This window comes from Halalkalibacter sp. APA_J-10(15) (assembly GCF_023017105.1).
GTDB lineage: Bacteria > Bacillota > Bacilli > Bacillales > Bacillaceae_D > Halalkalibacter.
Window position 1 is genome coordinate 121,172 of record NZ_JALKEV010000012.1, and the last position, 12,004, is coordinate 133,175.

At 38.8% G+C, this 12,004-nt stretch carries 11 protein-coding genes; 3 read left to right on the top strand and 8 right to left on the bottom strand.

The genetic code is table 11. From position 1 onward, the window contains the following. Window positions 1-68 precede the first annotated feature (68 nt). Window positions 69-2,612 (top strand): CBS domain-containing protein, encoded by a 2,544-nt coding sequence (locus tag MW695_RS14960; RefSeq protein ID WP_247106133.1) that lies wholly within the window; start codon window positions 69-71, stop codon window positions 2,610-2,612. Between the two features lie 773 nt (window positions 2,613-3,385). Here the strand turns inward: MW695_RS14960 and fabF are convergent. Together fabF and MW695_RS14970 are read right to left on the bottom strand one after the other, a co-directional pair. After that, entirely contained in the window at window positions 3,386-4,627 is a 1,242-nt protein-coding gene (fabF, locus tag MW695_RS14965; protein WP_247106134.1) for a beta-ketoacyl-ACP synthase II, read from the bottom strand. A gap of 35 nt (window positions 4,628-4,662) precedes the next feature. Then, window positions 4,663-5,601 carry a beta-ketoacyl-ACP synthase III gene (locus tag MW695_RS14970; protein WP_247106135.1) on the bottom strand — a complete coding sequence of 313 codons (939 nt, stop codon included), beginning with the start codon at window positions 5,599-5,601 and terminating at the stop codon, window positions 4,663-4,665. A gap of 300 nt (window positions 5,602-5,901) precedes the next feature. On the opposite strand from MW695_RS14970, the gene MW695_RS14975 reads away from it, so the two are divergent. Beyond that, window positions 5,902-6,180, top strand: coding sequence for a hypothetical protein (locus tag MW695_RS14975; protein ID WP_247106136.1), 279 nt, complete (start codon window positions 5,902-5,904; stop codon window positions 6,178-6,180). A 93-nt stretch (window positions 6,181-6,273) separates the two neighbouring features. On the opposite strand, the gene MW695_RS14980 is transcribed toward MW695_RS14975, so the two are convergent. From MW695_RS14980 to MW695_RS14995, 4 genes are all read right to left on the bottom strand, one after another. After that, window positions 6,274-6,549, bottom strand: a complete 276-nt coding sequence (locus tag MW695_RS14980; RefSeq protein WP_247106137.1) for a penicillin-binding protein — start codon at window positions 6,547-6,549, stop codon at window positions 6,274-6,276. Window positions 6,550-6,616: 67 nt separating this feature from the next. Next, window positions 6,617-6,949 (bottom strand): hypothetical protein, encoded by a 333-nt coding sequence (locus tag MW695_RS14985; RefSeq protein WP_247106138.1) that lies wholly within the window; start codon window positions 6,947-6,949, stop codon window positions 6,617-6,619. Window positions 6,950-7,428: 479 nt separating this feature from the next. After that, entirely contained in the window at window positions 7,429-7,617 is a 189-nt protein-coding gene (locus tag MW695_RS14990) for a ComZ family protein (protein WP_247106181.1), read from the bottom strand. A 146-nt stretch (window positions 7,618-7,763) separates the two neighbouring features. Further along, a complete protein-coding gene (locus tag MW695_RS14995; protein WP_247106139.1) occupies window positions 7,764-8,729 on the bottom strand; it encodes a BMP family ABC transporter substrate-binding protein in 966 nt (321 codons plus the stop codon). A gap of 359 nt (window positions 8,730-9,088) precedes the next feature. Between MW695_RS14995 and MW695_RS15000 the strand changes: the two genes are divergently transcribed. Continuing rightward, window positions 9,089-10,684: a peptide chain release factor 3 gene (locus MW695_RS15000; protein ID WP_247106140.1), complete on the top strand. Its 1,596-nt coding sequence runs from the start codon at window positions 9,089-9,091 to the stop codon at window positions 10,682-10,684. 163 nt (window positions 10,685-10,847) lie between these two features. On the opposite strand, the gene MW695_RS15005 is transcribed toward MW695_RS15000, so the two are convergent. Continuing rightward, entirely contained in the window at window positions 10,848-11,006 is a 159-nt protein-coding gene (locus MW695_RS15005; protein ID WP_247106141.1) for a hypothetical protein, read from the bottom strand. Continuing rightward, window positions 11,003-11,923 (bottom strand): NAD-dependent epimerase/dehydratase family protein, encoded by a 921-nt coding sequence (locus MW695_RS15010; protein WP_247106142.1) that lies wholly within the window; start codon window positions 11,921-11,923, stop codon window positions 11,003-11,005. The genes MW695_RS15005 and MW695_RS15010 overlap by 4 nt, the downstream gene beginning before the upstream one ends. Window positions 11,924-12,004 lie beyond the last annotated feature (81 nt).

Consider the following 12,004-nt stretch of genomic DNA (forward strand, 5'->3'; position numbering starts at 1 on the left):
TTTATGAATCGCTATGCTTGTAAAAGAAACCAATTAGAAAGATTATATGGATGAAAGAGGTACGATTCATGGAAGTGATTGTTTCACATGTAAATTTAGATTTTGACGGACTTGCCTGTATGTTAGCGGCTAAGAAGCTTCATCCAAATGCGATCGTTGCTCTAACGGATAAGCAGCAAGCCTCGGTCAAATCATTTCTAGCTATATACCGGGATAAGCTGTCCTTTTTTGCCTATGAGCACATTCAATGGGATGAGGTCACCACCTTTATCATCGTAGATGTGTCATCACTAAGCAGAACAGGTGTTCCTATTAAGCGATTATATAATTACGAAATGATGATTTATGATCATCATCAACAAAAGCAAGCTGATCCTACAGAACAACGAATCATTAAGCCATATGGAGCTGCCATTACGATTTTTATTGAACTTATGATGAAGCAGCATATCCAATTATCCCCGTTCGAAGCAACCTTATTCGGACTCGGATTGTATACTGATACGGGAAACTTCACTTACCCACAAACAAGAACGGAGGATTTACAAGCAGCGGTATTTTTAATGCAAAACGGAATGGATTTATCTTTAATTGAGAGATTTTCTGAGGCTGATTTATCACTTGAAGATAGACAATTACTTCAAACATTACTCCTAACAGGAAGTGAGATTGAAAAGGATGGGTTAAGCCTTTTTATGACCAAGCATGAGCAAAGTAACTATCAAGGTGGGCTAGCTACATTAACGAGAAAATTATTGGAGATGACTCATTGTGACGCAGTGATTGTTACAGTCAAGATGAACAAACATGTCTATGTCGTTGTTCGAAGTAGTTCTGAACGAATTGATTTTCAACCTTTACTTCATAGCTTAGGTGGCGGTGGTCACGCTCAAGCCGGCTCTGCAACGATCAAAAGAAGCTCACTGTCTGATGCAGTGAAACAAGTCCAGTCCTCGTTAAGCAGAATCTTTCAAGTACCATTAACAGCAGCGGATATGATGACTTCACCTGTTAAATATGTCCATCCAGATGTTACGATTCAATCAACACTCGAGCAAATGCTTCAATACGGACATACAGGCTTTCCTGTGTTAAATGAAAAAAAACAATTAATTGGTGTCATCTCTCGTCGTGATGTCGATAAAGCGATCCATCACGGCCTTGGCCATGCTCCCGTCAAAGGATATATGTCTACCAACATTATAACATTGCCAAAAGATGCTTCCATTGAGACGATTCAATCGACGTTGATGAAACACAATATAGGAAGAATACCTATTACAGAAGAAGGAAAAATAGTCGGAATCATTTCAAGAACTGATTTAATAGAGGAGCTACATCAATCACTCCCAAGAGAAAAAGATCAACAACTCATTAGTCAAAAGTCAATGATAAAAAAAATGAATCGTCAATTACCTTCTTCCATCGTGCAACTACTAAAAGCAATTGGTCAAATAGCCGATGATAGGCAGCATCCAATCTATTTAGTCGGTGGAATAGTACGTGACTTATTACTTGAAAAACGAAACGAAGATATTGATATTGTCATCGAAGCGGATGCGATTGTATTTGCTGAACAGCTTGTCCAATCATTAGGTGGCACGTATAAAGCTCATAACGACTTTGGTACAGCGACATGGATAACCGAAAACAATCACAAAATTGACTTAGTCACGTGCCGTACGGAATATTATGACAAACCAGGTGCTCTTCCAAGTGTGAGAGCGTCTAATATACGCGAAGATTTAAGTCGAAGAGATTTTACGATTAATGCACTTGCTCTTCAATTAAATGAAACCAAGTTTGGAACATTACTTGATTATTTTCAAGGGCGAAATGACTTGCAAAAGAAACAAATTCGAGTCCTACATTCATTAAGCTTTGTTGAGGACCCTACGAGGATATTCCGAGCGATTCGCTTTGCTCTTCGACTCAACTATGATTTAGCTAAACAAACTATGCAATTAGCTTTCGATGCAGCTCATATGGTTAAGCTCATTAGTCCGCATCGATTGATGCGAGAGTTGAAATTATTAGCATTAGAGGATCATCTTTTTCGCGGAATCGAAAAACTAGATGAACTATCCATTTGGGAAGAACTATTCAATACCACTTTAACAGCAAAACGAACCAAAATGCTCAACTCTTTAAAAGAGCACCGCGTACAAGATGTTTACCTGTATCTTCTCGTGTTCTTAACAGATCGAAACGAAGAACTATTGCGTTCATATGCTCTATCATCTGAACACCAGCGCTTACTCGATGAGCTTCGTGAACTAGAAGGTCAACAGGAAGCATTTTATTCGTTTGGCTCTGCCCATAAACAGCTACACTATATCCAGGAAAAAAGCCTACTCATTTACAGTATACGCGAGGCTGATGAATGGATTTGGACTTATACGCTAAGAAGAAGCCAACTCATTCCACTCCTTACTGGTAATGATTTAATCGCAAATGGTTTAACACCAGGTCCTTTATTTAAATCGATCCTTTTTCAACTTACATGTTTACAACTAGATGGGGAGATTGACACGAGAGAAGAAGCACTTGAATGGTTAAAAAAGAAATTGAGTAAGGGGGAATATTCCTCATGCAAAATAAATAAGGACTGAGTAGAAGAGGCTGGGACTAAACCCTCCTCTGAAATGAAAAGCCGATGAGATTTTACGACAATTAAAATCTCACCGGCTTTAATTATTTTCTTTATAAAAGTAGCTTATTTTTCACAATAAATAAGGACAACTTCTCATAAAATTAATTTACCGCACCAAATCCAATCAGAAGGAAGTGTCCTTATGTTTAAGAATGATAACATGAATCAGTTAGTTTTGCCGTTAGATTTAGAAGTAAAATGATAAACGAACGATTTCGCCTTTTACATGCACTATGTAATTGAAAGTATTCCTCATCAGGCGTTGCCCAGATGGTTCAAAAAGTAGGTGATGTCATTTCCGAATATGACCAAAAATTGAAGTGGCTGATCGAAAAGAGTGAAGGAGTGAGCGGAAATACCCGAAACAAGTCCGCAAGCAGTTGATGGATTTCATTGAACGCAAACTAGAGAAAGGTGAATTCAAGCGTGCTCAAATTCACCTTTCTCATTATTGGAAGCTAGTTATGTCCCAGCCTCTTCTACAAAATAAAACAATTTGAATAACGATTCAAAGAAAGACGGTCACGCGAAGCCACTGAAAAAGGACAAATCAACGTTTTCAGCACCTTTGATTTGACTAGCAATGGCTTCACTCACTGCTAGCCTTATACATGGAAGCCTCCTATAAGTTTTCAAAACAGAAAACAGACAACGGATTCACACATTACTGAAAGGGCACCAAAAAAGTTAAACCTTAAACTTTTTAGTACCCTCGGTCACGCTTTTCTTCTATTAACCTTCGTACTGTTTAAATACTAGCGTCGCATTATGACCACCAAAACCTAATGAGTTGCTCATAACAGCACGTACTTTCTGCTGACGCGCTTCATTGGGAACGTAGTCTAAATCACACTCTGGATCAGGCGTTTCATAATTAATCGTCGGAGGTAAGATGCCATCTTGAATGGCTTTAACACATAGAATCGCCTCTACTGCTCCAGCAGCACCTAGTAAATGCCCCGTCATCGACTTAGTTGAGCTAATCGCCAATTTGTAAGCATGTTCACCAAACACCGTCTTAGCCGCCATCGTTTCGAATTTATCATTATACGGTGTACTTGTACCATGTGCATTTAAATAATCGATATCTGAAGGCTTTAACCCTGCATCTTCAATCGCTTGTTTCATTGCACGAGACCCTCCCTCACCTTCTGGAGCTGGAGCTGTCACGTGATGAGCATCGCCCGTTGCACTATAGCCTGAAATTTCTGCATAAATATGCGCACCACGTTTTTTCGCAGAATCTAAGCTTTCTAGAATCACGATACCAGCGCCTTCACCCATAACGAAGCCGTCACGGTTCTGATCAAAGGGACGCGAAGCCGTTGCAGGATCCTCATTTGTTGAAACGGCCTTTGCTGCACAAAAGCCGGCAACAGCCATATTCGTAATTGGAGCCTCAGAGCCTCCTGTAATCATAATATCTGCATCACCACGTTGAATCACTTTAAATGCATCTCCTATTGAATTCGTTCCAGATGCACATGCTGTAACCGTACATGAATTAATGCCTTTTGCCCCTGTCATAATTGACACTTGTCCTGAAGCCATATCTGGAATCATCATCGGTACGAAGAACGGACTTACACGACGATAGCCTTTATCAAGAAATTGGTGGAAATTCTTTTCATATGTTTCCATTCCACCTATTCCGGAGCCGATCCAAACCCCTACTCGAGGTGCAATGTCTTCTGTAATCGTCAAATCTGCATCCTTTAACGCCATTAATGATGATGCGACTGCAAATTGTGTAAAACGGTCCATTTTACGTGCTTCTTTCCTATCCATAAATGCACTAGGATCGAATTCATGTACTTCAGCTGACACATGGATCGGGAATTGATCTGCATCCACACGGGATAGCGGCCCAATTCCAGATTTACCTGCTATTGCATGTTTCCACGTTTCATCAACATTTAACCCTAACGGATTTACAGTTCCCATTCCTGTTATGACTACTCGATGCTTATCCATTATTATCTCTCCTTTACCCTTTTACTATTATCTTGTTATTTCCCCCACCTTAAAGCTACAGCCCCCCATGTTAATCCAGCACCAAAACCTACTAATACAATAACATCTCCATCTTTAATCTTTCCAGCCTTCCATTCATCAACAAGCGCCATCGGAATAGATGCTGATGAAGTGTTGCCATATTTTTGAACCGTTAAAGCCATTTTTTCCTTATCTAAGCCTAACCGTTCACGTGCAGCCTCCATGATACGAATATTCGCTTGATGTGGAATGAGGAAATCACAATCCTCTTTTGTCAAACCCGCTTTTTCAAGCACATGTACAGATGATTCTCCCATTTGACGAACGGCAAATTTAAACACCTCACGACCATTCATTTCTAAATATTTATCCTTTTGATGAATGTGCATCGAACCTCCACCATCTGCTCCTAATTCAAACGATAGTATACCCTTATCAGCTGAAACGGGACCCATTACTGCTGCTCCAGCTCCATCACCAAACAAGACAGCTGTATTTCGATCATTAAAATCAGTAATCTTAGAAAGCTTCTCTACACCGACCACTAGAATATTTTTGTATACACCTGTTTCAATGAATTGCTGGGCAGTTACTAATCCATAAATAAATCCAGCACATGCGGCACTTACGTCCATCGCTGCAGCTTTCTTTGCACCTAGTTCATGTTGGATTAACGTTGATACAGTTGGAAACGGCATATCAGGAGTAACAGTTGCCACTAGAATTAAGTCTAGATCCTCTGCAGCGATTTCAGCATGCTCTAATGCTTCCTTTGCTGCTGCTAAGGCCATATGTGAACTATCGACCCCTGCTGATGCAAATCGACGTTCTTCAATCCCTGTTCTTGTTCGAATCCATTCATCGTTCGTATCTATTTTTTTCTCTAAATCTAAATTAGTTACCACATGTTCAGGAATGTAGCTTCCAATTCCGATAATGCCTGCCTTCGTCATAATTATTCCCCCTTCAACGGAGCTCCCTCTTTAGGGTTCCTATTAGTACCTGCTGCTAATTTTAACGCAACTCTTTCTATCTGTCTAGGTTCAACCGATATTTAGGCTACCGTCCGTAACACAAGAAGCCTACTCTACCATAAACTAACTTATAAGAGCACATAATTAATCTTATGAAGGGTATTTCTGACAAGTATTTCAAAACTCGTTAAATCCTTTCACAAAAATATAACGTGAGCCACTACTCACCTAAAAGGGTTATTTAACGTTATTATTTATCCTTAAAAAGGAGGTATTCCAATGGCAGATCAACAACCACCGGAACGCGATTTCTTTTCTGATTTAATGTTCGGACGATCTCAACAACAAACAACTGATGAAGAACGAATTGAACCCGAAGAAACAGAAAATATAGACAAACAGGAAACACAACAGGAGGCGAATTATCAACCTTCCCCAAACCAATTAGATGCAATATTTACACTTGCCCAATCACTTGCACCATTATTTTCGGTTGTACAAGATTGGTTATCAAAAAGAAATAATGGTGCTAAGGACGAGACAAAAAAGGAGAAATAACTTTTTTCGATCATCCGAGGTCTCACCAGCCAAAAAATGGACTCATAAGTAGTATAATACTTTGAGTCCATTCGTCATCTAGATTTTCAATTATCACCATACATAATGAGGTTTTGGTTGATAACCATACGATGGGCCGAAATTGGGTCCGTATGACGGACCATATTGTGGTCCCAGATTAGGGCCGAATTGTGGGCCGAACTGTGGGCCATAGCTTGGTGCATAAACATTAGGTCGCCCAAAGCCACCAAACAAAACAGGTCCTACTGCTAATCCTGCTAGAAAAGGCAAGAATGGGAATCGTTGATCTTGGCCGTGATAATGCCCCGGTTGATTGCGAAACCCTTGCAAATGAGCGTGACGATACATGTGAAGCAACTCCTTCCCATAGGTTAGTATCATTCTATGAGAATATATTCAAAATGGAGCTTATCCATTATGGATGTTCTTGTTCTTTCTCTAGCTCGTACATTAATGTCTCAAACAATTGATCCAAATTACTTTTTAATCGTTCTTCTTCATCATTTTTGGTTTTCATTTCTTTAACAGCTCCATATGTCTCAAGGAATCCTTCCATGTCTCCTGTTCGAAATTGAGCGATTCCATATGAAACAAATAAACGTATATGAGGAGCACCACCCTGCCTCATCAACTCAATAAATGGTTTAAGAGCTCTTAACGCATCTTCAAATTTACCTTCTTGTAACAGTTCAAAGCCCTTTTTCATTTCCATTGCAAATGCTTGTAGCTTCGATGATTCTTGTGTCAACACACCCACTCCTCACACAATTAAATCTGTTAAGAAAAACCGTGCAGCGGTCTTTTCTTAATTGCGTCATGCGTAGTCGTTACAAGGGGTTTAATTGTCTGAAGGTGATTTCCTTTCAGATCAAAGTGTAACAAACGAGCCGACGCTCCTCTTTGAGTTTTCCTACTTCCTCATTGATTAGCTTCTAAAGATTTTTTTACTTATCTTTGACATTCTGATTCTACAAAAAACAAGAGAGGTACCAAAAGGAACCCTTTTGAAATACCTCCAAAACTAATTTAATGTTTCAAATAAAGATGGTAAGCCCCCTATATCCATTCAAAAACACTGAAAAAGTACAATTCAACTTTTCAGTACCTTTGATTTGGCAAGCAGTGGCATCACTCGTTGCTCGCCTGATAAAAGAAACCCACTCGTATCAAGCTATTCAAAATAGGAAATGATTTCATACATTGCTTAAAGGTCACCGGAATTGCCAGCTATTCATCCGTTTGAACAGCTTCTTGTTTTCCTAATTCATAGGCTTCATTCATCACATTTAAAAGCAACTCAAGCATAGGCTGTAAATCTTCCATATTGAATTCGATACCTTTTTCATCTAACATTTGTTTTCCTTCAGGTAAATATTTCATCGCAATTTGCATAAACTTCATATTCTGTTCCTGCATGTTATCCACCTCTTGTCCTCTTCTTCCTTCATAACGATACTATGACATAATCACGAAAGCAAGAAAACTGTCCTCATTAAACCGCAAAATTTCCTAATCTAACGTAAAAATGAGACACTCCCACCGTACTCTACGTATCACATTATCTAGAAAATCCAACTAGTCGGTAACTCACCTGTTTCAATAAAGTGATTAACAGCATCCTCCATTTTTATTTGCACATCTTCTGGCACCTCAGATCCAAATGGTCCAAGAGAAATAACACCATCACCAAAGTCATACATTAAGTTCCCACCAACCAATTCGCCTTTCTGATATTGGTTTGCTATTAACTCATATAAGCCGTCTACCTTTTGAATCGTACTTGTTAAGACAGTCGTACCTCCAAGGTCTAATTGATCACTAACATATCCAATAACATAGAGTCCTTCTCTTTTCGTTTCCTCGACTACTCTAACATGAAAGCCATCACCTGTCGGATAAAAAACATCCACCCCACTAGCTACCATGTCATTAAAGAAGTCAAGCGCTTTCTCTTCATTTGCCCAATCTTCAACATAGTCAATTCTTACGGTTGTCATTTCATCAAGTGTTGCTCCTTCATAAAACCCTTCTACTTCAGATTGCCAAGGAAATGCTGCAATAACTCCCACTTGGTGAGTTTCAGACATTTTTGCTGCAATTAAGCCCGCAAAAAAACCCATCGCATACCCATCAAAATGAAGACTGGTTACATTATTCCCTTCAACAGACCCATTAAAGCTAACAAAATGCAAGTCCTCGTATTGTTTACCTAATTCAGTAAACGGTTCTGCATAAAAGTGTCCATGACCAAACACGAGTGTAACTCCTTCAGAAGCAAACTCCTCCACAGCTCGTTCCACTTTTGCTTCCGAATCAATATTTTCCTTAAACACCACGTCTACTTCGAACTTCGAATGAATATTCAAAAGTCCTTGGTAACCTTTACTATTCCAACCTTGGTCATCAATCGTATTTTCTAACAACAAACCGATCTTTGAAGATGATGCGGATGTTTCGTCTGTCTGTGAACATCCTAAAAGAAAGCAAACAAAAAAAGTTAAAATAAATAGATAAAAACGGTTGTTCATCTTGTTGACACTCCCTAAACTTTCTAAAAAGGTATCATTTTTCCCAAACTCGAAATGCTGCTGTGGACGAATCCTTCTTAGCTATTCGTTACGTATATGCCTTTTTCCTTTAATGTTGAACTACTTAAACAAAATGTAACATGTCTGTAATATCGGTATATGTCACTCTTAATGAAACAGTCTACACCTCTTACAGTCTTATACATACTACATAGTAACATAGAATTACAAAAAATTTATACATTGTTCGTCATTTTTCAACATTAGCTCAGCATTTTAATTTAGTATTATGAAATTTTCCTTCTTCACTGGTATAATGATTATGCACAAAATAGTAGAGAGAATTGAGGAATGTCAAAATGAGTTATATTGATGCGGTCCAGTCACGACGCACATTTGCGATCATCTCCCATCCGGATGCCGGGAAAACGACTTTAACTGAGAAGCTTTTGTTGTTTGGTGGAGCAATTCGTGAAGCAGGAACTGTAAAAGGAAAGAAAAATACAAAGCATGCTGTAAGTGATTGGATGGAGATCGAAAAACAAAGAGGGATTTCCGTCACAAGTTCCGTGTTAGAATTCAAATATAATGGCTATCACATTAATATTTTAGATACACCTGGTCATGAGGACTTTAGTGAAGATACGTATCGTACATTAACAGCCGCTGACTCAGCTACGATGTTAATTGATGCGGCTAAAGGGGTAGAGGCACAAACAAAAAAATTGTTTAAAGTATGTAAAATGCGTGGAATCCCTATATTCACTTTTATGAACAAACTTGACCGTCAAGGACGTGATCCATTTGAATTAATGGAGGAATTGGAAGAACTTCTCGGAATCAGATCCTATCCAATGGGTTGGCCAATTGGAATGGGACAATCCTTTACAGGGGTTTATGACCGAATAAACCAAAAGCTTGAATTATACAACCCTGACAACCCAAAAGACATTGATATTATTCAACTATCAGGTCCAGATGACCCTAAGTTAGATGAAGCGATTAATGATGAAGCCCTTGTTTCGCAATTTCGTGAAGAGTTAGAATTGTTAGATGTGGCTGGAGATCCCTACGATTTGAATCTTATTAAATCAGGTGAGCTGACGCCTATTTTTTTCGGAAGTGCGATTTCTAGCTTCGGTGTTCAAACCTTTTTAGAGCATTTCTTAACGCTCTCACCTTCACCTTCACCACGAAAGAGTTCAACAGGTGAAATTGATCCATTAACAAATGAAGATTTTTCTGGTTTCATTTTTAAAATCCAAGCGAATATGAACCCAGCTCACCGTGACCGAGTTGCCTTTCTCCGTATTACATCTGGAATGTTCGAAAGAGGAATGCCTGTTAACCACGTACGATTAGGCAAACAAATGAAATTGACACAACCAACACAGTTTTTAGCACAAAGCCGTAACATAATCGATAAGGCGTACCCTGGTGATATTATCGGGCTATTTGACCCAGGAACATTGCGAATTGGTGACACACTTGTGCAAAACAGCACATTCGAATTTGCTGAAATGCCGCACTTTTCACCAGAGTTTTTTAGTGTCATTACAGTAAAAGAAGCACTTAAGCATAAATCCTTCGAAAAAGGGATTCATCAATTAACAGAGGAAGGAGCGATCCAGCTTTTTAAAACGTATAACCGATTTGCTGAACAGCAAATTGTTGGCGTAGTAGGTGTTCTCCAATTTGAGGTGCTAGAATATCGCCTAAAACACGAATACAAAGTAGATATTCAACTCGATCGTCTTCCATTTACACTTGCTCGTTGGGTAACTGGAGATGAAAATGCATTATTAGCGTTCAAAAAGACACAGCGTAATTTAGTGACAGATCGTGATCAACACATTGTCGCCCTTTTTGAAAATGAGTTCCAAATGCGAACAGCAGCCGATAAATATCCGGACATTACGTTCCACGAAAACTCTTATACACAAACCGAACAATAACTCATTTTCTAATATATGTTATCTGCGGATTGATTACAAGTTAAGATTGTCTGAAAGAAAAGTACTTTCAGACAATCCGCCCGTAGAAAGTAAGATGTATGTCCGAAGTAGCGATTAGAGCTGGAGATTCGACTAAAACACTTATGTCACAGTCTCTTAATCGTCAACGCCATTTCCTACGTACGAACACTTCAACAGCAAAACCAACGATCAGTGCGATGATAACACTAGCTCCCTCGTGCAATCGGACCAATGTCGATAATACATAAAAGCTTGTCATTGTCACAACAGCAAATATAATAATTCCGATAAAAGCCTTCATTCCTCTATTCCATCCCCTTCATTTCTTGAAACCTGTCTCTGCCATTGTTCCACATGTTGCTTTTGTTTCGCAATACCTTCTTGTAAAGATGTTTTCACTTGGTAGCCTAAATCATCTGTAGCTTTATGATTACTTACATGAACAGTTGGTCGCTTGTGAGCTAGCTTAGGATGATCCTTATTAATAAGCGTAAGCCCAGAAAACCATTCACCTATTCTACCTGTGGATAAGTGATACACTTCATTATGTTTTTTTGTTGTAGCTGCTAGAAGAAGTCCGTCTACACAATCCTCTACATATAACAAATCTGCCGTCGAACGATCAACATTGGCATTTTCATTACCTAGCAGTAACTGTTGAAACATCATATCACTCCGTTGCCACGGACCGTATACGGTTGGTAACCGAAATATATAATAAGGAATCCCCTTTTTTTTACATTCCCTCATAATTAATCTCTCACTTGCTAATTTCGTAATGCCGTAAGGTGAAGTAGGATTAGTTGATGTTTTCTCTGTAATTTTTCCCGGACGTTCACCGTATACTTCAACAGTCGAAGCGTAAACAAATCTTGTTTCACTTGTGCTTGCATGAATCAGTCGTTCCGTTACTGTTACGTTTTTTTCAATTACTTCTGTTAATCTTGGCCACTTACTATCTGCATGCGTTAAAGCAGCTAAGTGAAAAACAATATCAACTTTTTTCATCATCTTTTTCAAATCCATGTTCTCGATCATCTCATTATGAAAGGTTAAAGATGCATTCCGTCCAATTCTCATCCATTTCTCTTCTTTCTCAACATCTATATCATCTCTCATTGAATCGACTAGAATCACTTCATATCCTTCGTTTAACAATCGTTCACACAAATGAAAACCGATAAAACCTAATCCGCCAGTGACAAGTGCTCTACCCATTGTAACCTCCTCCATAACTTCACTTTATGTTCATAACGACCAAATATTATAGGAATATTGAATGGCGTTTTATTGCCAATC